A 26,471-nucleotide genomic window follows, 5' to 3' on the forward strand; every position below is an offset into this window, starting at 1 on the left:
CGCTTCTGTCAATATGTCAACCGAGGGCAGGATACCGCGCCCCGGATGACCGCGATCGCAATAGCGGACCCTTACCGGCCCCAGGTGCGGTTCGCACCACAGTCGAAATGCACGAAATTGGACCCGGAATACCGGCCAACGCCGCCAGCAGCGCATGATTCTGCCGCCCGGGCAATCTGCGAAACGGATCTTGATTGCAGGCGCACATCGGCGGCTTGCCCCCGCAGGTGCAACGAATTCTGTGCGACATTGCGCGAGCGCGCACGCAACATGGCATTCGTTTGCGGCGAACGGTAACCCGACAGCAGCATATAGGGTTCGTTCACGCCTAACAGATTATGCGCAGCCGCAAGAAAGTCGATTGTGCGTACATCGATACCGTGCACAGCGTTGTTGCGCCAGTCGCGGAAGAAGTGGTTGATTTCGGCCATGGATTCCGGAACGTAGTTTCCGTCAATCCAGTAAATCAGATTCATCCGCTCACCGGTGCGCCCGGAATAGAAGTGCAACTTGCGGATGTCGCCCGACCCGCGTGCATACGCGGTAACCCCTGGAAAAAACGGCGCGGCTGAAATGGCGGTAGCCGCGAATGCGCCCAGAATCGACCGACGGGTCACCCCGGTGGATTTGTTTTCACACATCTGAACGGTTGTCCCTTTTCCTGTCCTGACGGTCGCTTTTTTTATAAGACAACGGTCCCCACACGGGCATGATTTGCGATATTTTCTATCGCCCGATGTTCCGCATGCGTCGCCTGTGCAGGTTTTGTGACATATTCGGGCGCTGAACCCAAGGAAAGATCGGCGCATTGTGCCTGCGTCCGGCGCGTTTAAGCGGAAACTTGCCCATCGGCCGGGTTTTTGCGCCAGCGGATGGAACCGATTGCGCGACACTATGATCGCTGAATTGGAACTGCTCATGCCGACATGGTGACTTAACTTGTTGAAAGAAACCTTAAAGCAACACTCTGTCAGGGGTAATTATGCCCTCTCATGGTTGTGAATGGACGTGATCGGCGATATTTTGCCAGTCTTGAACTCCCGTTTTATGATTCTCCTGCAGGAGGTGTTCCTTGTTTTTCCGAAATGTCGCGTCACGGTTCAAAACCGGTGTTGCCATGGTCTGTCTGATCAGCGCTTTGGGTTTGGGGGGCGTGCTGCCTGTGCAGGCGCAATCCTTTCCGGCGTTTCGCCAGGCCTTGGCGGAAGGCGCATCTTTCGACAGCGGCGTTTCGGCGTTTTATCGTGACCGTGAATTTGCGCCCATCTGGGTCGGGGCGGAACATGCAGATCGGCGCGCGGCGTTCATGTCTGCGCTGGCCCGCGCGGGTGATCATGGTTTGCCGGTTGCACGATATGATGTTCCCGGTCTGGTTGCCGCATTCGAAGCAGTGGAGAGCGAGCGCGACCGCGCGATGCTGGAAGCAAAGGTCACGCGCGTTTTCCTGAGTTTCGCAAGCGATCTGCATAGCGGTGTCGTGGACCCTGGCCGCATTGAACGCAGCATCGTCCGGGAACTGCCCCGTCCGGACCCCGAAAAACTGTTGCGCGAGTTTGCGCAGTCGAACCCGGCGAGTTTTATCAGGAACCTTGCACCGGCTGCGCCGGAATACGCGCGACTGTTCCGGGCAAAACAGCAGCTTGAGGCGGTAATACGTCAGGGCGGCTGGGGGCCGCGCGTGCCCGAAGAACGGTTTGCGCCCGGCACATCAGGCGACACTGTCATAGCCCTTCGTAATCGTTTGATTGCAATGGGGTATATGGACAGGTCAGCTACGGCCAGCTATGATTCAACGCTGCAGTCAGCGGTTCTGAACTTTCAGGTGAACCACGGCATAGAAGCGGATGGTATTGCGGGGCCTGCGACAATAAGGGCCATGAATGTCAGCCCGGAAGAACGCCTGAAATCCGTGATCGTCGCTATGGAGCGTGAACGCTGGCTGAATATTCCGCGTGGCGACCGCCACATCTGGGTCAATCTGACCGATTTCAGTGCGAAGATCGTCGATTTCGATCAGGTGACATTTGAAACACGCGCCGTGGTGGGCGCGCAGGCCGGGGACCGCCAGACGCCGGAATTTTCCCATCGGATGACCTATCTGGAAATCAATCCGGACTGGACGCTGCCACGGTCAATTCTGGCGCGGTCCTACTGGGGCGCACTGGCGTCGGGCGGCGCGCGCCATCTGGAAATTGTCGATGCGCGTGGGCGTGTTGTGCCTCGTCACGCCATTGATTTCGAGCGCTACACACCTGCGAATTTCCCCTTCAATGTCCGCCAGCCACCCGGCCCGACAAATGCATTGGGTGAGGTGAAATTCATGTTCCCGAACCCCTATGCGATATACCTGCACGACTCGCCTGAACGGCATTTGTTCAACACCACGGTGCGCACGCATTCATCGGGGTGTGTGCGGCTGAATGACCCGCGCGATTTCGCCTATGAACTGCTGTCACGCCAAAGCGATGATCCGCGTGCCCTGTATCATTCGGTGCTGAACACCCGGCAACAGACCCGCGTTTATCTTGATGAACCGGTGCAGATTCATCTGGTGTACCGCACAGCATTTACCAATGTGCGCGGCGAGTTGAATTTCCGCAATGACATCTATGGTCGGGATGCCCGCATTTATGACGCGCTGGAACGTGCCGGTGCGGTAAATGGCATTCAAAGCTGATCCGCCAGCGCCGGAACTGGCTGTTTCCCTGTCGCGGCCATCCGACGGGGAAACAGATGCTCACACACTGTTTTGAGTTGCCCTCTGTCGCGAAGCTGTTACATTCTGCCTTGATATGGAACATATCTGGCATGAGACGGAGTGTTCCCGATGGGACTGGAATGGATGCAGAATACGACCGACACAGCCCGGCGCGTGATTGACATCATCGCTCAGCAGGCGATGGTCGATACGACAGAGGTCCGCACTGAGATGTCATTGTCCGAACTCGGACTGGATAGTCTTGGTCTGGTTGAATGCATTTTTGGTATCGAAGAGGCGTTCGACATCTCGGTTCCTTTCAACGCGAATGCGCCGGATCAGGCGGGCTTTGACATTTCGTCGGTCGGTGCCATCATCTCGGAAGTTGAAAAACTGATTGCCAGACAGGCCGCATGAGGCGCGTTGTCATAACGGGTGTCGGCACGCTGAATGCGTTAGGCGGCGATTATGCCACGACCGCCGCCGCGATGCAGGCCGGAAAATGCGGCATTGGGCCGCTGACCTGCCGTGACGTGGACCGCCTGACAGTGCGTGTTGGTGCCGAAATACAGGGTTTCGAGCCGGAACAGCATTTTGCGCGCAACGCCCTGCCTTTGCTGGACAGATTTGCGCAGATCGCACTTGTTGCCGCACGACAAGCGGTCACGCAATCCGGTCTGGAGATGACAGAGGCGCTTGCCCTGCGGTCCGGCGTGATCATGGGCACTGCGGGGGGCGGCAACCTGACCGTCGATGACAATTACCGCATGGTCTATGCCGAGGGGAAGAACAGGGTTCACCCCTTTGTTGTGCCGCGCCTGATGCAAAACGCTGCGACATCACATATTTCCATGGAATTTGGCCTGAAAGGGCCTGCCTTCACAGTGTCCACCGCCTGTGCATCGGCCAATCATGCGATGGGGCAGGCGTTCCAGATGGTCCGCACAGGCATGGCCGACATCATGCTGACCGGCGGATCGGATGCGATGCTAGGCTTTGGTGGGATCAAGGCATGGGAAGGGCTGCGCGTCATGGCGCGCGATACCTGTCGCCCGTTTTCCCGCGATCGTTCCGGCATGGTTCAGGGCGAAGGTGGCGGGGTTTTCGTGTTCGAGGAACTGGACCACGCGCGCGCGCGCGGTGCGCAGATACTGGCGGAAGTCGCAGGTTTTGGCATGAGTGCAGATGCCGGCGATATTGTCATGCCGGATATGGACGGGCCGGTCCGGGCCATGCGCGCGGCCCTGGCCGATGCGGGTGTTGCGCCGCAGGATGTGGGTTATGTCAATGCGCATGGCACCGGAACCGCCGCGAATGACAGGGTTGAATCGCACGCATTGCGTGCGGTCATGGGGGGGCATCTGGACCGGCTGCCAGTGTCGTCCACGAAATCCATGCATGGGCATATCATTGGCGGGACCAGCGCCGTGGAAATGCTGGCCTGTCTTATGGCCCTTAATGAAGGGGTCATCGCGCCGACCATCAATCACACGGAAGCTGACCCTGATTGCGTGCCGGACCCTGTTCCCAATGAAGCGCGGCAGGCCCGCGTTGATGTGGTCATGAGCAACGCTTTTGCCTTTGGCGGGCTGAATGCGGTGCTTGTCCTGCGCAGGCTTGTCTGAAGCAGCACGTCTTGTGTCGGGGTCAGCCCGACTGTGACGCCTTCAGTGCTGTGCTGTGCTCTGCTGGGGTGGATCCACCAGATTTTGTGCCGTGTCGCGCAATTCGTTCAGAAGATCCAGCAACATATCCAGCCGTTCCGGCCCGAAGGCGCTGGCCAGTCGCGCGTAGTCAGGTTCCGACTCCTGCACAACCTGTTCAAATAAGCCCCGTCCCGCGTCGGTCAGCGCAACCATATGCCGTCGCGCATCTGTGCATTCCACCTGCCGGATCAGGCCGCGTTGTGTCATGCTGCGGAATATGCGCGTTAATGACGGCGGCAGGATAACGCAGCGCTCAGACAGGGTACGCGCATCCAGCGCTTCTGCCTCTGCCAGCGCGCGCAGCACGCGCCATTGCGGCATGGTCAGATCATGGCTGTCGATATAGGGTTTGAACAGCCGTGTCGTCGCCTCTCGGGTGCGTAAAAGCGCAATAGGCAGGGATTTTTCGAACTTTCGTAAATCGCGCTTCGGTGTCTGCTGCATTCCATCCCCTGTCAATATTTCTGGCACCTTATCAAAAGCGACAGATATTTCAAAATGGAAATTAATTTGCGGTTGCGGCAAAATTTACCATATGAAAATTACCGGATTTCCGGAAGGCGCAGACATCGTCAGGGGTTGCGCAGCCAGACGGGATTGGGCATCACGGCGCAACCGTGACCGACGCCAGAACAGGGACAGCCGATGACCGATCTTTCAAACGATGCCTATAACGTAACTGCCGAGGAACTGCGCCAGTTTATCGAACGCTATGAGCATCTGGACGCCGAGAAAAAAGACATTGCCGACCAGCAGAAAGAGGTTATGGCCGAAGCAAAGGGGCGTGGCTATGACACCAAGGTGTTGCGCAAGATCATTGCCATGCGCAAGCGCAAACCTGACGAAATTGCTGAAGAAGAAGCCGTGCTTGATCTTTACAAGGCCGCGCTGGGCATGGTCTGATACGGCACCCATTTGCGCCTGAATACCTGCTGATCAGCCTTTCGATGCCATCATGTATCGGAAGGCTGCGACATTTTCAGCGCCGCGGCCCTGCTGTTCGGAGCAGATTAAACAACAGGGGTCAGGGTTGAATCATCGACACGCCATCCAGCGCGGACAAGGTTACGACATCCTCGTCATAAAGTGCTGACAGAAGATCAACCCTTTCCGCATCCCAGCCCGTAATGCTGACATCAACGTCGACTTTGGATTCGTCGTAGAATTTGTCCAGAAACGCCCCGATAACGCGCTGGCGATGGGTGTCATCAACAGGGGGCGTAGCGGTCAGATAGGCTTCCAGCTTCTCGGCACCGCCAGCGATCATCACCTCATTAAACCAGTCAAAGCTGTGCGCCAGTTGCGTTTGCGGGTCACATCCGCCCACTTCCTGAAGCAACTTGTGCCAGATAAACGGTGTATCCTCGTCACACCAGACCGTCAGTTGCGCTTCCGGCCAGGTCGTCCTAAGGCTCTGGATAAAGGCGGACCAACGCAGTTTTTCCGGCTGAATGGATTTCAGTATCTTTTCTGCCTGGCCGCGTTTTACACGGTTCAGCAGGGCAGGCAGGAAAGAGGCCGGGTTGCGTATAGCAAGAAACAGCATCACGTTTTCATCTGCGAAGGCTTCGCGCAGGGATTGCAGTCGATGTGTGGCGGCAGGATAAAAATGCGCTTTACGTGCGGCGCCGCCCGGCCAGGCCAGGATATCCGGTTCCGACAGGATCAGCCGTTTAGGATTCTCGCCGTCCAGAAGACTGTCGAGCAGCACCTGGCCCGCATCCGGTCCAAGGGGCGCGTCGCGATCCGCCTGTGCAAGGCCAAGCAACAGGTCGCGATAGCGCGCGTGTTCCGGCACTTCGATTCCCTGATCCGCAAGCAGCCCATGATTTTTACTCAGACACCGAAGCAATCTGCCTTCATCGGTCAGGTGAGCGCCCAGATGCAACGCAATATCCATTTACAAAACCCCTTCTACGACACGCAGATTTACCAAGAAATGTGTCAGATTTTCGTCACCTATGGGACGAAAATCGTAAGTTTTACCTGTCTGGCAGGAAAGTGATGTTTTGTGCGATCATACATGAAAATCGGTGTTGAGAAATGCTGCGATTGCAAATATGACTGTGCATCACAGCCGGCTTAGCTCAGTTGGTAGAGCAGTGGTTTTGTAAACCGAAGGTCGGGGGTTCGAGTCCCTCAGCCGGCACCATTAAACGGTTGTTGCTGTCACATGGATGGCAACCGCGTATGTGAAGTCCGTTTCGCAATACGCAACGGGTGTCGCGCACCAGAACTGTATGGAATATTCATGACACAAATCAAAAAAGCTGTTTTCCCCGTTGCTGGCCTCGGGACACGTTTTCTGCCAGCAACCAAGGCAATGCCAAAAGAGTTGTTGCCGATAATTGATAAACCGATTGTTCAATACGCCGTTGAAGAAGCGATTGCCGCGGGTATTACCGAACTTGTTTTTGTAACCGGGCGCAACAAGCGCGCTGTGGGCGACCATTTCGATGCCAATCTGGAACTGGAAAACCAGTTGATGCAGGGCGGCAAGACAGAGATGCGCGACATGGTGCGCAACATCGTCCCTGAAGGTGTGTCCTGTATTTTCGTGCGGCAGCCAGCGCCATTGGGGCTGGGCCATGCGGTACTTTGTGCCGCGCCTGCGGTGGGTGACGCTCCTTTCGCAGTGCTGTTGGCCGATGATTTCATGAAAGGGTCGCCCTTGCCGACCGAAACATTGATCAAGGCCTATGCCCGCAAGCCGCAGACATTGCTTTCGGTCGGGGAGGTCGCGCCGGAAGACGTGTCCAAATTTGGCATTCTGCGTCCCGGCAAGGCACAGGATGATGGCACTATCGCTGTTGAAGGGCTGGTCGAGAAACCGAAACTGGAAGATGCACCTTCGCATCTGGCGTCCTATGGCCGCTATGTGTTCCAGCCCGAAGTGTTTGATATTCTGCGGGGCCTGAAACCCGGTGCTGGCGGTGAAATTCAGCTTGCGGATGCGATTGATATTCTGGCCGCGCAGGGCAAGGTGTCCGCCATCGTGAACACGGCACAGCGCTTTGATTGCGGGTCCAAGCGCGGCTACCTTAGCGCGATTCTTGAAGTTGCGTTGTCAGACCCGCATTATCGCGACTTCATGCTGGCGTTGATCAAGGAAAAGCTGGATACGTCCAACACCTGATCCGATCCTGCCAGATGTATAAATTACCAGACCTTCGGCAATGTTTGCCGAAGGTCTTTTTCATTGCGTGGTTCAGCTTTCAACTGTGCTGTTGATACGCTGGCGCGCCCACATTGCGGCATATTGCCCGTTTCTTGCCAGCAATTCGTCATGCGTGCCGCTTTCCACGATATGCCCCTGATCCAGCACCACTATGCGGTCTGCATCAACCACTGTGGACAGGCGGTGTGCGATGGTGATGACGGTGCGCCCTTGCCCCATCTGGCGCAGACTTTCCTGAATGTTCTGTTCCGTCTGGGTGTCCAGCGCAGAAGTCGCTTCATCAAGCAGCAGGATGGGCGGGTTTTTCAGCAAGGTGCGAGCGATACCCACGCGCTGCTTTTCGCCCCCCGAAAGTTTCAGTCCGCGCTCGCCTACGGTGGTTTCATAGCCTTCGGGTAAAGAGATGATGAAATCATGAATGCGTGCGGCGCGTGCGGCATCCTCTATCTCGGACCGGGTCGCACCCTCGCGGCCATAGGCGATGTTATAGGCAATGGTGTCATTGAACAGCACGGTATCCTGCGGAACGACACCAATCGCTGCATGCAGGCTGGACTGCGTGACATCGCGCAGATCCTGCCCGTCAATCAGCACCGCCCCACCGCTTGCGTCATAAAACCTGAACAGCAGGCGACCGATCGTGGATTTCCCCGACCCGGACGGCCCGACAATCGCAACGGTCTGGCCCGCGCGGACCGTCAGGTCGATCCCTTTCAGAATGGGCCGCGCTGTATCATAGCCGAACTTCACCTGTTCAAAACGGATTTCCCCTTGCGTGACCTGCAGGGCGCGCGCATCGGGGGCATCGGTCACATCCGCCGGTTGGTCCAGCAGATCGAACATTTCGGCCATATCCACCAGCGCCTGACGGATTTCACGATAGACAGTGCCAAGGAAGTTCAGCGGCATGGTGATCTGGATCATATAAGCGTTGACCAACACGAAATCACCGACTGTCAGCGCGCCGTTCTGCACCCCGATCGCGGCCATTACCATGACCACGACCAGACCCGATGTAATCAGAAAGGCCTGTCCGAAATTCAGGAATGCCAGCGAATAATTGGTCGCCACCGCGGCGGTTTCATACTGTTCCATCGCGCGGTCATAGCGCCGCGCCTCCATCCCTTCGGCGTTGAAATACTTGACGGTTTCAAAGTTGAGCAGGCTGTCGACGGCCTTCTGGTTGGCGTCCGTGTCCTGGCGGTTCATTTCGCGGCGCTGCTTCACGCGCCATTCTGTGATGCGAAAGGTAAACCAGACATACAGCGAAATTGTCACCACAACTGCAGCCAGATACCAGACATCAAACATCAGGAAGAAAATTACCGCGATCATCAGCAATTGCAAAAGCAGCGGAAAGATCGAAAACAGCAGGAAACGCAGCAGGAATTCCACACCTTTGACACCGCGTTCAATGATCCGGCTAAGGCCACCGGTTTTGCGCGTGATGTGATAGCGCAGCGAAAGCTGGTGTATATGCGTGAAGGTCTGCAAAGCCAGTTTGCGCAGGGCGCGCTGGCCGACGCGCGTGAACAGAACGTTGCGCAATTCCTGAAACCCGATTTCCGTCAGGCGCGCAATGCCGTAAGCGATGGTCAGCCCGACCGCGCCAAGCGCCAGCATCCAGCCCGCCCCATCGCCCGCCAATGCGTCAACCGCTGCCTTGTAGAAGAACGGGGTGCCCACTGCGACAAGTTTGGCAAGCACCAGGAAGGCAAGCGCCAGAACCACGCGGCGTTTGACCCATTGCTCCCCCTCTGGCCAAAGATACGGGATAACCCGCCGGATAATGCGCAGCCCGCTTGCACGTTCATTGGGCTGCGTTTGACCGCCCGTGCCGTCCGGCTCCGGGGCATTGACTGACTGTGACATGTTTCACTTTCGGCTGTGTATTGCAGCTATCTAATCACGCCTGCGGGAATTGGCCAGTTGGATCGGGCTGGAAGTATGCGGGAATTGTGAGTCCGGCGCGGCAACACGTCAGCGGTGAAGCAACCAGCGACCTGCGATGGCTGCGTTCACAGCCGTGAATTATAGCCGGGTCGCTGATAGTGTGACCTGACAAGACCAGACTGAAACATCCCGTTCACGGGCGACACTGGCGTGAAACGAATACTGGCGGCTGCCAAGGCGCGGCTTTGCGCGCGCCCCGCGACATGCCTCAGCCGGCCATCTACCCCTCGGGCGTGGGCAGGATGAAAACCTGACCGGGGAAAATCAGGTCAGGGTTGCGGATCTGGTCACGATTGGCATCAAAAATGCGCATATAGCGCCGACCATCCCCGAAGCGCGCTTCGGACATGGCCCAAAGCGTATTGCCGGGTTGCACGATCAGCGCTTGTGGTCCGTCGCTTTCGCGCGCGATCTGCGGGGTGACCCGTTCAAAGGGAATTTCTGCCCGCGATATAACCTGCGCGGCCTCATCCAGTTCATCAACGCGCAGCCGGTACACACCACGCTCAATGCCCGCAAGTAGGGCCTGCCAGTTGCCATCAGCGCCCGCGCGTGTGCGGATAATGGGCTGGTTGTCCAGATATATCTGAATTTCGGTGCCCGCGGATGCGCTGCGCCCGCCAAGCGCGACGTCACCTTCGGCATCATAGAGCACGCTGTCCACAACTACATTTCCAGCGCTTTCGGCCTGTGGCAGGCGTGCGGCTTCGCCCAGAACCTGAACGCTTCCATCCGCGCGCATCAGGATCGCCATCGGCGCGGCCTCGGCTTGTGCGGTTGGTTCTTCGGCGGGTGGCATGGCGTCGTTACCCGCGATGTCAGGCTCCGACGGCATGTCGGTCACATCGGTCGCGTCGCCCGGTTGCGGGCGAGGGGGGGCAGCACGGTCTGGGAAGAGCGGCGCTGTCTCGACTTCCCGGACGGTCTGGACAGGAAAGGTGCTTCCATTCGTATCGCGCTGACCCGCAAGCTGCTCGCTGCGCGGTGCCAGCATCAGCGTATCTTCTGAACGCACGCGATGGCCGCTTGGCAGATGCACTTCAAGTTCCAGAACGCGGGGGGCAGGGCTTGGCTGCAGGTCGAACATCATCACGAATTCGCCTGCAGCGCTGCTGACAGTCTGGGCGACCTGCGCTTCGTCCACCAGTGCCGCAACGATGCTGATGGCAGGTGCTTTTCCTGCAATCAGCACATCACCGATATCGGTTACCCGTACCAGATCGAAGCGCGGTGCCGCATCGTTCATCTGTTCGGTCATGGCAACACGCATGTCGGGTTCGTGTTCTGCGTCCGGGCCATCTGCAATGAAGGGTTCGGTTATTGCACCAAGGTGCGGCGCGCCCGGAGCGGGGTCAGAACGATCAGGCGGGAACACAACGATATACGCCACCGAGGCCGCACCCGCGACCGCAATACTTCCGACAGCCCATTGTGCCAGTGTATCTTTCGGCAGATATTTCAGCATGGAATGACCCTTCGGACGCGGCTGAACCTGCGGTTCGTGTCAAACGCCGCCTTTACCTTGCACGAGCATATCAAGCAGGGTATCCGAGGGCAAAAGAAAACCGACACAAGGTCTTGTAGCCATGCCAGTTTTACCCCTGTCTGTATGTGTTTTCTGCGGTGCGCGTGCCGGTTCTGACCCTGCTTTCGCGCAAGCCGGGCGCGATATGGGCCAGTTGATTGCGCAACGTGGCTGGCGGCTGGTCTATGGCGCGGGTGATATTGGTATCATGGGCGAAGTGGCGCGCGCGGCCCAGACCGGCGGCGCACCTACGTTCGGTGTTATCCCCACCCACCTGATGCAGGTCGAGAAGGGCAGGCAGTCGTTGTCAACGCTGGTGGTTACGGAAACCATGCATGAACGCAAGAAGGTGATGTTCACCAATTCCGATGCAATTGTGGTGCTGCCGGGCGGGGCCGGGTCGCTGGACGAATTTTTCGAAGTCCTGACATGGCGTCAGCTTGGACTGCACAAGAAACCGATCCTGTTGCTGAACACGAACGGGTATTGGAAACCACTGGCGCAGCTTATCGATCATGTGATCGAGCAAGGCTTTGCCGAAGCGAATGTCCGCAGCTTTTTCAGCGTTGTCGATACGATTCCAGAGATAGAGACCCTGTTGACCGCATACCAGTTGCAACATGCGTTAGCCTGACTTCAGGCGCTCCTGTGGAAACCCGGCTGCCGCGAATCTTGCCCATATCTGCGACTCCAGATTGGGAGCTTCCAGATCCAGGCAATGGGTTTCAAAATACCAGTTCAGATAGCGGTCATAATCCGCACTCCGGTCGAGTTCCTGTCGCAAGATCGATCCAAAATCCCGCATATCTTCGACTTTACCGGCCAGATGATGAAAATCAGTTTTGCCAAGAAGAATTGCTGGAACTGATTTCAGAAATCCTTCCAGTGCGACGGTGGAATTCATCGATACGGTGACCACCGCTGCGTCTAGAATGTCATGGACATGGGCCTGGGTGACAATCAGCCTTTTCCGTCCTAGCGCCAGTTGCAATGCCTGCAGGCGCAGATTGTCGATGCGCGAACTGCTGAGAGGGTGTGGCTTGACCACCACCGGCCGGCCGTTGGCATTGCGCAAGGCCGCTATAAGCATATCAAAATCTGTGAAGGGCGTTGCCCCCGATGCACGCGGATACTGCCCCTGAAAGAACACTGCAACCACACCTTCGGGCAGGCATGTCGCGGGGGCATGCTGGTCATAACGGGATTTACGCTGCGCGACATAGCGGGCACGCAACCGCGTTGCGATACATCTGGTCGTATCATCAGCTGCGGGAGATGGAATATATGCTGTCTCGCCTGCGGACGAAAATGCCTTCACGCCTGCGGGATCAAGGTGCCAGAATTCCCAGAAGTAAGCGACACCTGCGTTCAACACATTTCCCGCACGCACCGACCGGTCATCCAGAATATGCAGGCACCCGTCCGCGAAGCGGTTGTCGTCTATACTACGTGTCCCGACATGGATATCGGGATCCCGCCTACGCAGATGCACCAGCACGTCATTGCGCTGCGCAATCTGCCTGATCAGGTTGTAAAGGCGCATGTGCCAGCCCTGCAAATCGGCCGCCAGATCACGTTCTTTCAGATGCAGAACTATGCCGGGCATCGAAGGCGTGCAGAACGTGCAGAAGCCGTGGCGGGCAGAAGTGGTGCCAGATAATGGCCTGTATGGCTGCCCTCAACCTTTGCAACTTGTTCAGGGGTGCCCGTGGCCACAACCTGACCGCCGCCATCGCCGCCTTCGGGACCGATATCGATGATCCAGTCAGCGGTTTTCACTACATCCAGATTATGTTCGATCACCACGACCGTATTGCCCTGATCCACCAGTTCATGCAGCACTTCCAGCAATTTGCGGACATCCTCAAAATGCAGGCCGGTGGTGGGTTCATCCAGAATATAAAGCGTCCGGCCAGTGGATCGGCGCGACAGTTCCTTGGCCAGTTTCACGCGCTGCGCTTCGCCCCCTGACAGGGTGGTGGCCTGCTGGCCGACCTTGATATAGCCAAGCCCCACACGCATCAGCGCATCCATTTTATCGCGGATGGAGGGCACCGCCTGAAAGAACCCCTGGGCTTCTTCAACGGTCATATCAAGAACGTCAGCTATACTTTTGCCCTTGAACAGAATTTCCAGTGTCTCGCGGTTATAGCGCGCGCCTTTGCAGGTTTCGCAGGTGACATAGACGTCAGGCAGGAAGTTCATTTCGATTTTCAGCACACCGTCGCCCTGACAGGCCTCGCAGCGCCCACCCTTGACATTGAAGGAAAACCGCCCCGGTTTGTAGCCGCGCGCCTTGGATTCCGGCAGACCCGCGAACCAGTCGCGGATAGGGCCGAACGCGCCTGTATAGGTGGCAGGGTTGGACCGCGGCGTGCGCCCGATGGGGCGCTGGTCAATGTCGATAACCTTGTCCAGATGCTCCAGCCCCTTGATGGTTTCACAAGGCGCGGGCGTCTGGCGCGCACCGTTCAGCCGCATGGATGCCGTTTTGAACAGGGTTTCAATCGTCAGGGTGGATTTGCCCCCCCCCGAAACACCGGTCACGCATACGAATTTGCCCAGTGGAAAGTCAGCCGTGACATCGCGCAGATTGTTGCCGCTGGCCTTGACGACTTTCAGTTTCTTGCCATTCCCCTTGCGCCGCGTCTTGGGCACTGCGATTTCGCGCGCGCCGGTCAGGTATTGCCCGGTCAGGCTGGCAGGGTCGGCCATGACCTGTTCAGGCGTGCCCTGCGCGACAATACGGCCACCATGCACGCCTGCACCGGGGCCAAAATCCAGGACATAATCGGCGGTGCGGATGGCTTCTTCATCATGTTCCACAACAATGACGGTATTGCCCTGATCACGCAGGTTGCGCAGGGTGACCAGCAGCCTGTCATTGTCGCGCTGATGCAACCCGATGGAGGGTTCATCCAGCACATACAGAACCCCGGTCAGGCCGCTGCCGATCTGGCTGGCCAGCCGGATACGCTGGCTTTCGCCACCCGAAAGCGTTCCCGCATGCCGCCCCAGCGTCAGATAATCAAGGCCCACATTCACCAGAAACCCGAGTCGTTCACGGATTTCCTTCAGGATGGCGCGGGCGATTTCATTTTTCTGCCCGCTTAAGTGATTGGGTACGCCCTTTACCCAGTCCAGCGCTTCCCTGATCGACATTTGCGTGACCTGACCGATGTGCAAGCCGCCGATCTTGACAGCCAGTGCCTCGGGTTTCAGCCGGTAGCCTCCGCAAACCCCGCAATCGCGGTGGTTCTGATATTGCTCGAAATCTTCACGAATCCAGGCGCTGTCCGTTTCGCGGTAGCGTCGCTCCATATTGGGTACGACACCTTCAAAGGCGCGCGTGACATTATAAACCCGCCCCCCTTCGTCATAGCGGAAAGGCAATTCCGCGCCATCGGAGCCATAAAGCAGAACCTGCTTCACATGCTCGGGCAGGTCTTTCCATGGGCTGCGGGCATCGAATTCATAGTGTTTTGCCAATGACTCAATCGTTTGCAGGAAATACGGCGATTTCCCCTTGCGCCATGGCGCAATTGCACCATCAGCCAGACGTAGCGCATGGTCCGGCACGACAAGGCGTTCGTCAAAAAACAATTCCACACCCAGCCCGTCACAGGCAGGGCAGGCACCTGTCGGCGCGTTGAAAGAAAACAGGCGTGGTTCAATTTCCGTGATGGTGAAGCCACTGACCGGACAGGCAAACTTTTCCGAAAATGTTATGCGGTTGCCGTCTTCGCGCGCTTCTTCCAGTACGGCAATGCCATCAGCCAGATCAAGTGCAGTGCGCAGGCTGTCGGCCAGCCGCGTTTCCATGCCTGCGCGCACCACCAGACGGTCAACTACAACATCAATGTCATGGCGGTATTTCTTGTCCAGCGTTGGCGGTTCATCCAGTTCGTAAAACTGCCCATCGACCTTGACCCGCTGAAAACCCTGCTTGCGCAGTTCCAGAAATTCCTTGCGGTATTCACCTTTGCGGTCGCGCACGATTGGTGCCAGCAAATAGGCGCGGCTGCCTTCTTCCAGCGCCATGATGCGGTCCACCATGTCCTGAACCTGCTGCGCTTCGATCGGCTGGCCGGTTGCCGGGCTGTAGGGCGTGCCTGCGCGGGCGAATAACAGCCGCAGATAATCATAGATTTCGGTCACTGTGCCGACAGTGGAGCGTGGGTTCTTGCTGGTGGTTTTCTGTTCGATGGAAATCGCCGGCGACAGGCCAGAAATATGGTCCATGTCGGGTTTCTGCATCATGTCCAGAAACTGGCGCGCATAGGCGGACAGGCTTTCGACATAGCGCCGCTGCCCTTCGGCATAGATCGTGTCGAAGGCCAGACTGGACTTGCCTGATCCTGACAGACCAGTAATGACCACAAGCTGATCGCGCGGAATGTCCACATCGATATTTTGCAGGTTATGTTCGCGCGCACCGCGCACTTCGATGAATTTCTGCTCGGCCATGTGCATCCCCAACCACACCTTCGCCTAACATAGCCCTGCGTACACGGGACTCCAAGTGGAAAAGAAGAACAATATGGGAACAGTCGCAAATTTACGCGACGTCGTAGTCTTATGTCATGCGCGTCAGGGATGGGGCGTTTATTTTATAAGATTTTGATTTTGCGTTGAAAATATATTCGAATGATCTTCAGGGGTGGAATGGCACTCCGGCGCATCCAACTGGCATGATATCGATGCCCAAATTAGCCGCAGACGCGGGTTTGGGCGGGCGACAAAATACAGGGCGAAATCCGGTCGGTTCCGGGTGTGAAATGATCGGCTGGGATGCCCAAGGCGCTGAACAAAGGCCGCGCGCAGACCTGCGCTATAGATGGGACCGTCCCGCGCACCGCCGATGACGGTGACGTCACGCCAAGACTTGACTATTGCAACCACGCCGCCTGCATAAGCTGCACCGGTCCAACGCCGGACCAGCAGACCCCGGCCCATCAATGGGGTGGGCCTGCCTGTGTGCAGGAAGGTTTGCCTCAGACCAGGAACTACCCGCAAAGCGACCATTCAAACATGGTCTGGTTACATCCTAGCGTAGTGGCTGACCGGTCACAGGGTCTACTTTCAGTTCAATCTTGCTGCCGTCGCGGGCGTAAAGTTCCACGTCCCAATACCCCTCATCATCCCATTCAATTTCGTCAATCCATGCAATGTCAAATCTGCTTTCCAGCGCAGTAACGATTTCGGACAGCGGCAGGGCCTGTTGCGGGGGCTGACGATCGGCCAGCGCGGGACCGGCGCTGATGGCCAGTGCGACGGGAAAAATATAGCGAAGTTTCATCTCTGCTCCTGTAGGTTGTCAGGAACAGGTATGGGACGATTGCGCGGTTTCAAAGGGTCAGGCCGAACAACAAAATGGGATGCGCGGTTTTCTGCCCTGATGCACTTGCGTGGTCCTTGCGCCGCAGGGCTAAGCCCTGTCCGCGAACGCGAAACTGTAGCGTGTTTCGTGTTCATACTGTCCATCAGGACGCAGGATTGCGGACGGGAATGCGGGCCTGTTGGGCGCATCGGGCCATGCCTGCGCTTCCAGCGCGATTCCGGCAAAGGGACGATAGCACCGCCCGCCCAGTCCTGGCAGCCCGGCGGCGGGAATTTGCGATCCGGTATAAACCTGAAGCCCGGCTTCGGTGCTGTCAATCTGCATGATCAGCCCCGATTCCGCACTTTGCAGCCACGCGATAGGGCGCAGGGGCTGGCTTTCCGTGGACAGGCAGAAATTATGATCCAGCGCCGCCCCCGACAGGTTGCGCGCCTTGCGGAAGTCGAAGGCACTGTCGGCAACCGGGACTATCTGGCCGGTGGGAATCAGGTTTGCGTCAACAGGAAGGTAGTGATCTGCGGCAACGCGCAGCCAGTGTTTCGACAGCCCGCCCGTGTCATCAAGCGCGAAATACCCGTGATGCGTCAAGCTGCAAGGCGTGGCCCGGTCGGTTTGGGCCGATATGTTGAATTGTAGTGTGCCGCTACCGGGCAATGAGATTGTGGCACGTATGTCCAGATTGCCCGGAAAGCCCATATCGCCATCTGGCAGGAACAATCCAAGTGTCACGCTGGCAGGGGACTGTTCCAGTACGCGCCATAACCGCTGCGAACTTCCCACCGGGCCGCCATGCAAAGCATGTCCGCCCGCGTTATTTACCGGAATATGATGCGTATGGCCGTCCAGTTCAAAACGCGCCCCGGCAATGCGGTTGGCAAATCGGCCAACGATTGCGCCGAAATATTGCATCGGGCCAAGATATGCATCGGGCGTGTCTGTGCCCAGAACCAACGGATGCGCCACGCCGTCCATCCGCAGATCCTGCACGATGGCGCCAAGAGTCAGAACCTGCGCGACCATGCCGCCCCCGTGCAGGGTTATCCGTTCGACCATGCGTCCATCCGCGAGAGCGCCGAATTCAGTGCGCATGTTCAAGTACCATCGTCCAGCAATACGCGGTGTTCCGCCTGACCGCGTGCCGGGGCAGGGGCCATGAATGTAGCCCCGTCCAACGGGCCGGGTTGGTTCAGCCCTTGCCGTGCGGTCGTGCAATACAGGCTGCGCAGGTCCGGCCCGCCAAAAGCCGGACAGGATGCATGCGCCGCTGGCACAGCTACAGTTTGCAGCAATGCCCCGTCCGGTGCATAGCATGCAACCCGCGCGGCACCCCATTGCGCCAGCCACATGTTTCCATCCGTATCAATGACCGCCCCGTCCGGGTTCAGCCCGTCTGCATTCAGGTCCAGCCAGCATTCGGGGGTGCCTTTGGGCCAGCCCGATGCATCCAGCCCGACGCGCATGACACGGCGGGTCACTGTGTCGGTAAAACAGGCCGAACGCCCGTCCGGCGCAAAACAGATGGCGTTAGGAATGCTCAGTCCGGGATAGAGGCAGCGCAGCTCGCCCCGCCACCAGCGCCAGATTGCGCCCGCGCCGCGCGCCGCCTGTTTGCCCATTGTGCCGATCCAGAACCCCCCTTGCGGGTCCGCGCGCCCGTCATTGGACCGGTTACCGATCTGGTCGGCTTCCAGCGGGCAAAGACTGTGCTGCGCGCCTGTGTCCAGATCAAGGACGAACAGCCGGATTTCGGATGCCACAAGCAGGCGCGACGCATCCAGCCAGCCCGCAGCAGAGACCATCTCGTCGAATGCCCAGGTGTGGGCCAGACTGTGCAGCTTGCGCCCGATGATGTCGAACCAGAAGAATTCGGCCCGTTCCGGGTGCCAGAATGCCCCTTCGCCCAATTCGCACCGGGTTTCGTTCAGTGGTTTCATTGTGGCAAACCTCGGAAGGGTTGAAAATGTAGCATCCGCGCGGCGATGTCCGGCGCGGGTATCACGGGTGTTCGCGTGCCAGATGCGTTCATGTTTTCAGCGATCCGGGCAGACCCTGGCATATTATTTCCTTCACGTCATGATCATCCGCGTCCGGCCCATGCTGCGGCTGATACTTGATGCCAGAAAAACGACTGCGGCTGCAACTTATTCTTATATATATCATACCAGATAAAAGCAGCACAGCATTGTTGTCGCGATGATACGGGAAAACCTGTGTGGGCGAGCATGACAAGCGCTACTTCAGAACGCCTGTTTATCTGGTCGGAGTGAGAGGATTCGAACCTCCGGCCCCTGCCTCCCGAAGTTTCGGCCCGCCATTCAAGTCTTTGATATTTCGTCAAAAGCGCCCTGCCTAAAAGGGCGATGTTCACGGTTTGGACCTGCCTGTCAGGTTCGCGCAGGTTCAGCGGCACAAAAGGGAACTGCCTCGATGGTGGGCTGCTGCGGATCATCTTGTGATCTGCCGTCTACTTGGCACATGATTGGTGAAGGATGAGCTGGGGGCACTTGGAGTGATCGACATGGGATTTTTGAGGGTTATTCGGAAATGGGCGCCGCTATGAAGCAGCAGATGACAGGCAATGCCGGGTTGTTTCATGTCGCTTGGGAATTGACCCGCCGCGGATGGAACGTGATGCCCACAGTGCGGAATTCTCGCGGCGCCGACCTGTACGCCGCTCCTGTCGACGACGAAGAGGCCGTGATCGCAATCCAGTCCAAGGCATTGTCGAGGCGGGCGTCGGTTCCGTTGGGTCTTGACCTCGAACGCCTCAGGTCGAGATGGTGGATCATCACGTTGGGGGCCAATAGCGATGATCCGGTTTGCTTCGTTCTGACCCTGGATGAAGTGAAGTTGCTGGCAACGCGAGACAAAGGCAAGCATCGGGCTTACTGGCTAGAGGCAAAGCATTACGACAATCCGGAGTTCCGTGAGGCGTGGCACCGCTTAGCTGAACCAACTTCCGAATTTGATCGTGTGCAGAAGCCGGAAGCAGGATAAAATCAGCAGCCTTCCAATTGATCAATTTTGCCAAATGTCATTCGCCCGCCGGTGTGATGCGCTCTGGATAAGCGAGCGTTAACGACAGGGACCTTTCAGCCATTCAGACATCCACCCGATAACCCTTCGCTGTTGCAGCATCAGCGACCTGCAGACCGGAAGCTGCCGTTATGGAAACCGCACTTGCAGAAGACTTGGGGCGCACAAATGCGTAGCTAAGCAATTTCTTAGTTGCGGGTGTTTATCGGTACTAAAGATTTGCTGTGTACAACATGTTGATATAGAACAGGTGCCAGAGCACAAGGGAAAGAACAATGACCGCAGCGGATGACCTCAGCCGATTCTTGGGCGACGACAAGTTTGTGACCGTGATGGCTGATCCGCCTTGGCGCTTTCAGAACCGCACAGGCAAGATTGCACCCGAGCACAAACGGCTTGCGCGGTACCCTACAATGACGCTCGACGAAATTTGCGCTCTTCCCGTTGCAGATCACCTCGAAGATCGGGCGCATTGTTACCTCTGGGTTCCTAATGCTCTTCTCCCCGAAGGCTTACAGGTGCTCAAAGCGTGGGGCTTCGACTACAAGTCCAATATCGTCTGGGAGAAGGTCCGCAAAGATGGTGGTCCCGACGGTCGAGGCGTAGGCTTCTATTTCCGCAATGTCACTGAAATCCTGTTGTTTGGAACACGAGGCAAGAACGTTCGCACGCTTGCGCCGGGCCGGTCTCAGGTCAATTTCATCGAAGCGGAAGAGCCAGAAAGCGACCTTCTGAAAACCCGGAAGCGGGAACACAGCCGCAAGCCCGATGAGCAGTATAAGATTATCGAAGAGTGTTCGCGCGGGCCATTTCTTGAACTTTTCGGTAGAGGAGTTCGGGACGGCTGGACCGTATGGGGAAATCAGGCCGATGCCGACTACAAGCCGAGCTGGAAAACCTACGCCTATAACTCTACCGTGAGCGCCGCCGAATAGGATTTGTTAGAGGAAATTTAGCAGTTGGATTGGAGATCTCTCGAAAGCCGTCCGGGGTCATTCTCCAAAAACTTTGGCTGGGGGGACGCCCCCGGCTTGGGATTGCTGCATCGGGCAATTAACGCGGTTTTTTCAGAAGGTCTGAAACGAGTTCCTAGAGATACCGCACGGGAGATCATCGCCAGAACCGCTGACGGAGATCCTCTCGTTCCCCTCAATTTCTTCCTCTACAATCAGGTAGTGCGCGGGGAGAGTTATATCGTTCCGGACCAGCTTGTACTCGAAGCCTTGGCCCGTGATCATGACCAGTCCTTTGACCGGCTGGCGATGTGCGCTCTGAATTTTAGCCGAGTTGGGATTTGGGATCGAGCACGTCCCTATCAGTCACACCCTGCACCTTGGGCGCGGCGCTTCGTGGTTGAAGAGGTGTGGAATGGCGACCGCTGGGACGTAAGCAAAATCACGGCCGACAAGATCGAAGAGTTTTTCTCTTCGGGAGCGATGATCTACAGTGCAGCGACTCCGAGGAAGTTCGCCACCAATCTGCATTACCTCTATCAACAATCCAGCCTACTTGGGCTGACCAGTTCGGAGCGCGAAGACTGGTGGTCGAGCGCACTTTTCCTGTTCTTAGACCGCTGCCTCTTGGACCGCGAAATTAGTCTCAGTATGTCAGCTCAAGATATTCTAGCGTTTGTCGAATCCGAAGACTATTGGGCTTTGACCGCGGCAAATCCCGCACTTGCCCCCTACGCGGCGCTGTCTGTAATCGAGGAATACTTGGCATTGGGCGGACTGGACCGGTTTTTGAACATGGGCGCGACCGCAGATACACCTGAAACGTCTCTTGGCGAGACGCCTCGTTCTGGTACTCTCCAAAGCACTGCCACGCGCAGAGAGAACGCCAAACGAAAGAAACCCACCGATCTAACCCTTACCGTTGTGCAGCGAGCATATGCTCAGGCACAGCGCCAAGTCAGAAACAGGCAACACGCGGAATGGGTTAAGAGCCTGTATGAAAACCGCTGTGCAATTTGTGGAGTCGCACTAACAATTGACCCTACCGGGAAGACGTATTCCGAGGCAGGGCATGTGAAGCCGGTAGGCGATCCATTCCGGGGGCCCGACCATCTCAATAACATTCTGCCATTCTGCCCGAATCATCATAAAGCGTTCGACCGAGGCGGAGTTTGGATAGATCCGAACCAAGGTGAGCCAATCGTCCGCAGTGCCACGGATGATACCGGCTTTGACGGCAGAAAGTTAGAGCTTTTGGCGGAGCACGGCTTCGCTGTGGAATTTGTAGAATGGCACGCGCATTACTTCGGACATCTTTCATGAGGGCCGCATGAAGCCGCTCAGCGCCGACCACAATGCTGCCCCGCGAAGCACTTTCCATGCTACGGAGTGCCTGAATGTCGCTGATGGGCTCGTCGCGTCTATCTCACCGCCCCCACTGCCGCGCGACCAGTGCGCTGGCATCGCTTAGAATGATCGCGGGTGTGAGGATCAGAGATGCATCCCAGAAACTCGGCAGGATAGTGAGTAGTGCAGCTTTTCGCGTAGTTGCACTGGCGATATGCTTTTGAGTGCTACTTCGTCGACTGCTTCACGGATTATAGCTCGGAAAACTGCTATTGATCCGAAAGAATTATGCAAGCCGCTGCGATCTCATTCACCGCTTGTCTAGGTTGTCCGCCTGAGGTGGCGACTGTCACACAATCTGACAATTGCTGCGCATAGTCACGCCAGCCACGCATCCCTAACTGACTGATCCTGCGCTCAGAAAGGACTGCGACAGACCAGTCCGCGGCTGTCGCAAGTCTGTTTGCAGAGGATGCGGCATGCCATTGCGATGCATCAGCACGATGCAGTGTGCCACCCGAATACCATTCGGCATATGCTGGAGCGGTTGTAACGATAGCTGCAACAACGACTAAACTTAAAAGTTTCATTAAATTCCCCATTGGTGAAACTGCATAGTAAAGTTCATATGCTGCGATCATCGTTCGACAGGATCGCGGCAGTCAAGTACTTTGATGATTGTGAAAGCCATTCACCAGCCACAGTGCTCGGCCCCACGCTCATTCGTCGCCAGATCAAGCCGCATGTTCTCGACAAAGGTGCGGCGCGCATCCAGTTCGGCCGCCGTGAACCGGCGCGGCTGCTCCACATCGCAGAACTGTGGCCCGCCGTCAGGGGCGGGCAGGTCAGGGCCGCACCTAGCGGTTAATGCGGTCAAGCAGATTGGTCAAAATGCAGTCATTGGGAAGGATCTGGCTTCTTTGTGACCTGCTCCCCTGAGAGTCCTCGTTTATGAGTTAGCGCTTTCGATCAGCGGCCAACGGCACGGCCGGTACGCTATCCAGCCAGCGCGTGCGGATATGCGCGCGCACGGCCTCTGCTGCGTCATCCAAGCTGTCTGCTCGGCCCTCGGTGGCCGGATATGTGTAGGTCGCCCAGACGTAGGGGCTGGCATCTGGGATAAGATGTGCAGGATAGATGCGCCCCACGACCTGCCGATCGCGAAGGATGATGTAGTCACCTTCACGCGTTTCACCTGCAATGACCGTCAGCTTTCGGCGCCACATCGCGCGGCACTCCTCTGTGGACTTTGTTCCACATTTGTTTCGAGGCGTGGCGGTGTCAATCCTTCAGAGCATAATTCCGCCGGTGTGATACGCTCTGGATAAGCGAGCATGTGCGGCAGCTATGCGGGACGGAGCTGCCATTCGATTATCTTTAAAAATTTCGGAAACGATGAGGACGGCCTTATGCCAATCAACTGCGCCAGTCGGCACGTTATCATCTCGGGGTGTTCGGGAGGTGGGAAATCTACGCTATTGCTCGAGCTGAAGCGGCGAGGGTTCGAAACCATCGAGGAGCCAGGCAGAAGGATTGTCTCGGAAGAACTACAAGGTGATGGAAGAGCACTACCGTGGGTAAATCTCGAGGCATTTGCCAGAAAAGCAATCGAGATGGCGTCTCGCGACCGGGAGCGCGTTAAAGGCGTTGAAAGATGGGCTTTCTTTGACCGTGGGCTTGTGGATGCGGCCGTGGCGTTGGAGCATGCTACAGGAATAGCCGCATCCAAAACACTCGCTGAACACGATCGCTTTCAAAAGCGAGTTTTTCTGACTCCCCCGTGGCCGGAAATTTACCAAACGGACCCAGAACGACGGCACGATCTGGACGAAGGCATCGACGAATACCATCGTCTGTGCAGCACTTTCGAGCAACTTGATTATGAGATAATTGTCTTGCCGAAAGTTGGCGTCGAGTCGCGTGCAGATTTTGTTTTGGATCGTCTCAACTGACACTTTGGGCTCCAAACGGTCAACACTCAACTGTAGCGGCCCGCAGCTGATCATCGCCCCCCAAACTGTATCGCTTGCAGAATCATCGTGCCACCTGTCAACAATCGCTCATGTGTGGCCGCTACATCGACCCCAATCTGCGCGGGACCGAGTTCGAGTTGAGTGAAATCAAGATTGATCCGTTTCCGAGGCGCTACAACATCAAGCCGACCCAGGAGGTGTATGTCCTCTGGGAAGGTGAGCTGACATGCGCGCGCTGGGGCCTGATCCCGAGCTGGCACAAGGGCACCCTGAAGGACTGGCGCGCGGCCACGATCAATGCCCGCATCGAGGAAGCAGCGTCAAAGCCAAGCTTCAGGGGCGCATGGCGCTACGGCCGCTGCCTGATACCGGCTGGCGGATACTATGAATGGACCGGTGACCGAAGCCCGAAGCAGCCGCATTTTTTCAGCAGCGCGGGCAATGAAGAAACGCTTTGGTTCGCGGGCCTCATGTCAGTGTGGAACGATCTGCGCACCTGCGCGATCATGACGCGCGCCGCGAATGACACGGTTGAACCAATCCACGACCGCATGCCTGTGATCCTAAGCACTGATGAACGGGACGCATGGCTGGCCGGATCCGGTGATCCGGAGTTGGGGGCAGGGTACCGTGTAAAGCACTATCCTGTGGCGAGGTTTGGAATATCCGACGACGGGGATGAGTTGATCGAGCCGGTTTGAGGCCTTTGCGGTCGTTCCCACATGGTGAAACGATTGGGTCAAATCTAAGAACTGGCGAAGCTTGGGAGTCAGCGAGCAACCAGATCTGCCCATTCCCTCATGAACGCATCGCGTGTCAGATTGCCGGGCGAGCCGTCCGTGCGTTGCCTTGCCTGGGTCAGCCGGGCAAACACCAGCACTCTGTCGCCCTGCTGCGCCCAGCCGACATACCACCCCCATCCGCGCGCATAGTCAAAGCTTCGGTCGGGGCGGCGCGGATAGGCTGTGCCGGTCTTGCCGTGAATAATCCAGTCCTCGACATCGTGACGTTCGACAATTTCACGTGCATGGCGCAGCGCCTCGGGTCGCACGGGCAGAGCGTCACGCACCAATGCGCGCAGAAACGTGACCTGCTCTCGCGGAGAAATCAGCAGTGAGGACACGATCCACGCGCGTTCAAGGCCGTTGTCGAACCCTGCATCACCCGAGAAATCGGCCGTCCCATATCCGAAATTTAGCGCATAACGGGTCAGGGCCTCTGCCCCCATCGCCTGTGTGATCCGCTGCGAATACCACAGCACTGAGTATCGCATCCACGACGCCGGATCAGTGTCGCGCGTCCAGTTGGCGCCGCCCCAAGCCGGATCGCCGGACCGGAACTGCATGACTGGAGCCCTCGAATTGATCAGGACCCCCGCGTCATAAGCCATCACAGCAAGTGGAATCTTGAAGGTAGATGCAGGAGTCACGCGCGTCGTGCAGTCGCCTTCCTCGATAACGATGGCCCTGGTATGCGCATCAGCGACCAAGGTGCAAACCACCTCTGCAGTCGCAGTTCGGCCGAGTGTTGCGATAAGAATGAGAACAAGGATTGGAAGAATTGGCTTCACGTTCAAGTCCCAGTGTTTCGATCAGTCGGCGCAACTGAAGGGCAGGAATGACCCCGCCATTCCTTCTGCCACTGCCATGAGCGACAGCATGTCAGCGATTTCCCGCTCGTGCGGGCTACGTGGACAGACGTGACCGCGATCAAGGCATCCAGACGCAAGGAACGCATCGTGATCGGTCACAAATCCCTCTGAAACGCCCTCGGGAACGCCATCACCGGCAAGGTGGTGCCATGCGGCGGTGTAAAGCTCGCACTTGCGCTCGGTCCAGCTGTCACTTTCTGGACTCTGCGCCAAAACAGGCTGAGTTGAAAGAGTTGCGAGGAGAATAAGAGCATTGGCTGCTCTCATCTTGAAATAACAAAGCATTGTGATCCCGTGATGTGATGGCCGCTTCATACCGAAGGGTGTAGGAAGTCGAAAGTCACAAATTCGCAGGTGGCGAATGGCTGCTAGTTCGGGCTGTTCGAATGATATCGCACGTCGTCTTGGGATCGCTTGCTGGCCTCCGCTTAGAACATAAGACGCGACGTAGAGACGGATCGGCAGATGCAGCGACCGGCAGCTTCGTCCCGCATAGCTGCCGCAAATACCTTGGTTGAGCATCAACGCGAAGAGTCCAGAGCGGAGGGTCGGTGGTGGAGTGCGCTACATCTCCAGTGTTTGGATCATTTCCACCCGCGCTGCATGTCTTCCGCCTTCAAACTGGGCGGTCAGGAAAGCATCGACGATATCCAGAGCAAGTCCTTCACCAACCACGCGGACACCGATCGAAAGCATGTTTGCATCGTTATGCTGACGGATCATGCGGGCCGAGAACGTATCCATGCAAACACCGCACCGGATGCCTTTGACCTTGTTTGCAGCCATCATGATGCCCTGTCCGGTGCCACAAAGTAAAATGCCAAAACGACAATCGCCTGAAGCGACGAGCCTCGCAGCACCTTCACCATGCTTAGGGTAGGGTGTGCTTTCCGCTGTCATAGGGCCGATGTCGATGGCTTGCCAGCCAAGTGCTTTGATATGAACGGCAATGACTTGGCGCATCTGAATGGCGGAATGGTCGCTAGAAAGAACAATTCGTTTATCGATTGTCATCGGCAGGGCTCCATGGTCGTGCATCTAGATCCTACCCGCATTTCAGCAATGGGAACCAGCAATATCACATATCCCTGACCGGCAGCTTCGTCCCGC

General features: G+C 57.2%; 26 protein-coding genes and 1 tRNA gene. 12 read left to right on the top strand and 15 right to left on the bottom strand.

The features are described 5' to 3' along the window. Positions 1 to 71: 71 nt before the first annotated feature. Positions 72 to 641 (bottom strand): peptidoglycan L,D-endopeptidase MepK, encoded by a 570-nt coding sequence (mepK, locus tag PUT78_RS02265; RefSeq protein ID WP_274350430.1) that lies wholly within the window; start codon positions 639 to 641, stop codon positions 72 to 74. Between the two features lie 431 nt (positions 642 to 1,072). Here mepK and PUT78_RS02270 point away from each other — a divergent pair, with 431 nt between their 5' ends. From PUT78_RS02270 to PUT78_RS02280, 3 genes are all read left to right on the top strand, one after another. Continuing rightward, entirely contained in the window at positions 1,073 to 2,677 is a 1,605-nt protein-coding gene (locus tag PUT78_RS02270; RefSeq protein ID WP_274350431.1) for a L,D-transpeptidase family protein, read from the top strand. 150 nt (positions 2,678 to 2,827) lie between these two features. Next, positions 2,828 to 3,115, top strand: coding sequence for an acyl carrier protein (locus PUT78_RS02275; protein ID WP_274350432.1), 288 nt, complete (start codon positions 2,828 to 2,830; stop codon positions 3,113 to 3,115). Further along, positions 3,112 to 4,323, top strand: coding sequence for a beta-ketoacyl-[acyl-carrier-protein] synthase family protein (locus PUT78_RS02280; protein WP_274350433.1), 1,212 nt, complete (start codon positions 3,112 to 3,114; stop codon positions 4,321 to 4,323). The genes PUT78_RS02275 and PUT78_RS02280 overlap by 4 nt, the downstream gene beginning before the upstream one ends. 42 nt (positions 4,324 to 4,365) lie before the next feature. On the opposite strand, the gene hpaR is transcribed toward PUT78_RS02280, so the two are convergent. Continuing rightward, positions 4,366 to 4,848: a homoprotocatechuate degradation operon regulator HpaR gene (gene hpaR, locus PUT78_RS02285; protein WP_274350434.1), complete on the bottom strand. Its 483-nt coding sequence runs from the start codon at positions 4,846 to 4,848 to the stop codon at positions 4,366 to 4,368. A 201-nt stretch (positions 4,849 to 5,049) separates the two neighbouring features. On the opposite strand from hpaR, the gene PUT78_RS02290 reads away from it, so the two are divergent. Continuing rightward, positions 5,050 to 5,307 (top strand): DUF2312 domain-containing protein, encoded by a 258-nt coding sequence (locus tag PUT78_RS02290; protein WP_274350435.1) that lies wholly within the window; start codon positions 5,050 to 5,052, stop codon positions 5,305 to 5,307. Positions 5,308 to 5,428: 121 nt separating this feature from the next. Here PUT78_RS02290 and PUT78_RS02295 read toward each other — a convergent pair whose 3' ends face one another. After that, entirely contained in the window at positions 5,429 to 6,304 is an 876-nt protein-coding gene (locus tag PUT78_RS02295; RefSeq protein ID WP_274350436.1) for a hypothetical protein, read from the bottom strand. 176 nt (positions 6,305 to 6,480) lie between these two features. On the opposite strand from PUT78_RS02295, the gene PUT78_RS02300 reads away from it, so the two are divergent. Both PUT78_RS02300 and galU read left to right on the top strand, forming a co-directional pair. After that, positions 6,481 to 6,556 (top strand) — tRNA-Thr (locus PUT78_RS02300). 99 nt (positions 6,557 to 6,655) lie between these two features. Continuing rightward, the gene (gene galU, locus PUT78_RS02305; protein WP_274350437.1) at positions 6,656 to 7,540 is read left to right on the top strand and encodes a UTP--glucose-1-phosphate uridylyltransferase GalU; all 885 of its coding nucleotides are present in this window, start codon (positions 6,656 to 6,658) and stop codon (positions 7,538 to 7,540) included. A gap of 72 nt (positions 7,541 to 7,612) precedes the next feature. Here the strand turns inward: galU and PUT78_RS02310 are convergent, their stop codons facing one another. Both PUT78_RS02310 and PUT78_RS02315 read right to left on the bottom strand, forming a co-directional pair. Then, on the bottom strand, positions 7,613 to 9,454 hold the full coding sequence (locus PUT78_RS02310; protein ID WP_274350438.1) for an ABCB family ABC transporter ATP-binding protein/permease: 1,842 nt from the start codon (positions 9,452 to 9,454) through the stop codon (positions 7,613 to 7,615). Between the two features lie 301 nt (positions 9,455 to 9,755). Beyond that, on the bottom strand, positions 9,756 to 11,000 hold the full coding sequence (locus PUT78_RS02315; RefSeq protein ID WP_274350439.1) for a LysM peptidoglycan-binding domain-containing protein: 1,245 nt from the start codon (positions 10,998 to 11,000) through the stop codon (positions 9,756 to 9,758). 121 nt (positions 11,001 to 11,121) lie between these two features. On the opposite strand from PUT78_RS02315, the gene PUT78_RS02320 reads away from it, so the two are divergent. Then, on the top strand, positions 11,122 to 11,694 hold the full coding sequence (locus tag PUT78_RS02320; protein ID WP_274350440.1) for an LOG family protein: 573 nt from the start codon (positions 11,122 to 11,124) through the stop codon (positions 11,692 to 11,694). Here the strand turns inward: PUT78_RS02320 and PUT78_RS02325 are convergent. From PUT78_RS02325 to PUT78_RS02345, 5 genes are all read right to left on the bottom strand, one after another. Then, entirely contained in the window at positions 11,686 to 12,666 is a 981-nt protein-coding gene (locus PUT78_RS02325) for a capsular polysaccharide export protein, LipB/KpsS family (RefSeq protein WP_274350441.1), read from the bottom strand. The genes PUT78_RS02320 and PUT78_RS02325 overlap by 9 nt on opposite strands. Beyond that, positions 12,654 to 15,527, bottom strand: coding sequence for an excinuclease ABC subunit UvrA (gene uvrA / locus PUT78_RS02330; protein WP_274350443.1), 2,874 nt, complete (start codon positions 15,525 to 15,527; stop codon positions 12,654 to 12,656). The genes PUT78_RS02325 and uvrA overlap by 13 nt, the downstream gene beginning before the upstream one ends. 580 nt (positions 15,528 to 16,107) lie before the next feature. Beyond that, positions 16,108 to 16,359, bottom strand: coding sequence for a PepSY domain-containing protein (locus PUT78_RS02335; RefSeq protein ID WP_274350444.1), 252 nt, complete (start codon positions 16,357 to 16,359; stop codon positions 16,108 to 16,110). A 129-nt stretch (positions 16,360 to 16,488) separates the two neighbouring features. Continuing rightward, positions 16,489 to 17,490, bottom strand: coding sequence for an aldose epimerase family protein (locus PUT78_RS02340; RefSeq protein WP_274350445.1), 1,002 nt, complete (start codon positions 17,488 to 17,490; stop codon positions 16,489 to 16,491). A gap of 2 nt (positions 17,491 to 17,492) precedes the next feature. Next, entirely contained in the window at positions 17,493 to 18,335 is an 843-nt protein-coding gene (locus PUT78_RS02345; protein WP_274350446.1) for an SMP-30/gluconolactonase/LRE family protein, read from the bottom strand. Between the two features lie 622 nt (positions 18,336 to 18,957). On the opposite strand from PUT78_RS02345, the gene PUT78_RS02350 reads away from it, so the two are divergent. From PUT78_RS02350 to PUT78_RS02360, 3 genes are all read left to right on the top strand, one after another. Then, positions 18,958 to 19,398, top strand: a complete 441-nt coding sequence (locus PUT78_RS02350) for a hypothetical protein (protein ID WP_274350447.1) — start codon at positions 18,958 to 18,960, stop codon at positions 19,396 to 19,398. Positions 19,399 to 19,712: 314 nt separating this feature from the next. Further along, the gene (locus tag PUT78_RS02355; protein ID WP_274350449.1) at positions 19,713 to 20,372 is read left to right on the top strand and encodes an MT-A70 family methyltransferase; all 660 of its coding nucleotides are present in this window, start codon (positions 19,713 to 19,715) and stop codon (positions 20,370 to 20,372) included. Positions 20,373 to 20,396: 24 nt separating this feature from the next. Continuing rightward, the gene (locus PUT78_RS02360) at positions 20,397 to 21,713 is read left to right on the top strand and encodes an HNH endonuclease (RefSeq protein ID WP_274350450.1); all 1,317 of its coding nucleotides are present in this window, start codon (positions 20,397 to 20,399) and stop codon (positions 21,711 to 21,713) included. 715 nt (positions 21,714 to 22,428) lie between these two features. Here the strand turns inward: PUT78_RS02360 and PUT78_RS02365 are convergent. Together PUT78_RS02365 and PUT78_RS02370 are read right to left on the bottom strand one after the other, a co-directional pair. Further along, entirely contained in the window at positions 22,429 to 22,614 is a 186-nt protein-coding gene (locus PUT78_RS02365; RefSeq protein ID WP_274350452.1) for a hypothetical protein, read from the bottom strand. A gap of 79 nt (positions 22,615 to 22,693) precedes the next feature. Continuing rightward, positions 22,694 to 22,963: a hypothetical protein gene (locus PUT78_RS02370; protein WP_274350453.1), complete on the bottom strand. Its 270-nt coding sequence runs from the start codon at positions 22,961 to 22,963 to the stop codon at positions 22,694 to 22,696. Positions 22,964 to 23,146: 183 nt separating this feature from the next. Here PUT78_RS02370 and PUT78_RS02375 point away from each other — a divergent pair, with 183 nt between their 5' ends. Further along, positions 23,147 to 23,689 (top strand): AAA family ATPase, encoded by a 543-nt coding sequence (locus PUT78_RS02375; RefSeq protein ID WP_274350480.1) that lies wholly within the window; start codon positions 23,147 to 23,149, stop codon positions 23,687 to 23,689. 110 nt (positions 23,690 to 23,799) lie between these two features. Beyond that, complete coding sequence (locus PUT78_RS02380) at positions 23,800 to 24,411, top strand: SOS response-associated peptidase (protein WP_274350454.1); 612 nt, start codon at positions 23,800 to 23,802, stop codon at positions 24,409 to 24,411. Between the two features lie 68 nt (positions 24,412 to 24,479). Here PUT78_RS02380 and blaOXA read toward each other — a convergent pair whose 3' ends face one another. From blaOXA to rpiB, 3 genes are all read right to left on the bottom strand, one after another. Further along, the gene (gene blaOXA, locus PUT78_RS02385; RefSeq protein WP_337994653.1) at positions 24,480 to 25,280 is read right to left on the bottom strand and encodes a class D beta-lactamase; all 801 of its coding nucleotides are present in this window, start codon (positions 25,278 to 25,280) and stop codon (positions 24,480 to 24,482) included. 21 nt (positions 25,281 to 25,301) lie between these two features. Continuing rightward, entirely contained in the window at positions 25,302 to 25,646 is a 345-nt protein-coding gene (locus PUT78_RS02390; RefSeq protein WP_274350455.1) for a hypothetical protein, read from the bottom strand. 279 nt (positions 25,647 to 25,925) lie between these two features. After that, the gene (gene rpiB / locus PUT78_RS02395; RefSeq protein WP_274350456.1) at positions 25,926 to 26,375 is read right to left on the bottom strand and encodes a ribose 5-phosphate isomerase B; all 450 of its coding nucleotides are present in this window, start codon (positions 26,373 to 26,375) and stop codon (positions 25,926 to 25,928) included. Positions 26,376 to 26,471 lie beyond the last annotated feature (96 nt).

The sequence above is a fragment of the Roseinatronobacter alkalisoli genome (assembly GCF_028745735.1).
Classification (GTDB): Bacteria; Pseudomonadota; Alphaproteobacteria; order Rhodobacterales; family Rhodobacteraceae; genus Roseinatronobacter; species Roseinatronobacter alkalisoli.